We start from the raw sequence: 1,028 nt of genomic DNA on the forward strand, positions 1-1,028 counted from the left end.
AAAATTGCGACATGAGTCTTTCGTGCCGGGGTGAGCACCGCGCGATGGCATCCAGCTCGAAGAACCTCTTGATGTTGGCCACGCCCTGCTGCGGAGTGAACGAATACGATGCAAGCGCATCCCAAAATTCGGCAAGCGAAGGAAGTTTATCAACGCCCTGCTTACCGACATTTATTTCATTACCTTTACAATTTTGCCTGTAGTTTTCCATGGTGTTTCCGGCAGTTAACTACAGAGTATAGGAACCTCATCTGCCGGACTCGCTGCAATACACCATCTCGGAACCAGGTTAACGGCATCACGGCGCCAATTTTTAGGGCGCGCAGCAGAATTCCGACACCGCCTCTGGCGGCATACTATTATCCGCAGCGAATTGCTAATCGTCGTCGCTCCGCGTGCAGGTGCGCTGTCGCCCGAGGTCGCCGGCGAGACTCTGAGTGTCTCAACGCGGAGGTCCGTTTAAACTTACCTTGATTACTTACATTGCTCAACAGGCCCGCGTAATGTCTTGCAGCGGGTATGCCTATGACCAGCGCGGCAACCGGTGCCGATGCGTGTGGACGCAGAGGGTAACCGGCGTGGCTGGGTACGAGATGCCTCGCGGTGACATATTGACCTACTTGTACGAGATAGAGTGGCCATTGTGGGACGCCAAAACGAATGAAACGGCCGAGATTCGGCTGGCAGCGCCATACGGAGGGCGAACCGCGAAACCGTCTCAGCGTCGACCTCGATTCGCTCCACGACGGTGCTCCGCGTCAGCTCACGTTGCTTCCAGACGAATGTGATGAACGCCGCCATCGTCGGATTGCCACTTCAATATCCGAGCATTCGCGGCCCAGCGATAGGTTGTTAACAGGGCTATCTGTCGGTCAACTTCTCAGCCCACACCTTGAGTTGCTCTAGGAGGAAAAGCCGGTCCTCCCGCTTCAACGGGGCGAGGAGGCGGGCGATATCCGGTGCGACTTGCTGCGCGTCGCCAGAGCCCCCCTCCAACAGCTCCATCCATGAACAATCGAGAACCGAGC

Annotated in this window: 1 protein-coding gene; it reads right to left on the reverse strand. The window is 56.5% G+C overall.

Features of this window, described 5'->3' with window-relative positions; genetic code table 11:
* Positions 1-211, reverse strand: a 211-nt coding sequence (locus ABZX22_RS45365; RefSeq protein ID WP_354923622.1) for a hypothetical protein, incomplete at its 3' end; no start/stop codon positions are given.
* Between the last annotated feature and the right edge of the window lie 817 nt (positions 212-1,028).

Origin of the sequence: Nonomuraea sp. NPDC003804 (assembly GCF_040610675.1) — a bacterium.
In the GTDB taxonomy this organism is placed as follows: Bacteria; Actinomycetota; Actinomycetes; order Streptosporangiales; family Streptosporangiaceae; genus Nonomuraea.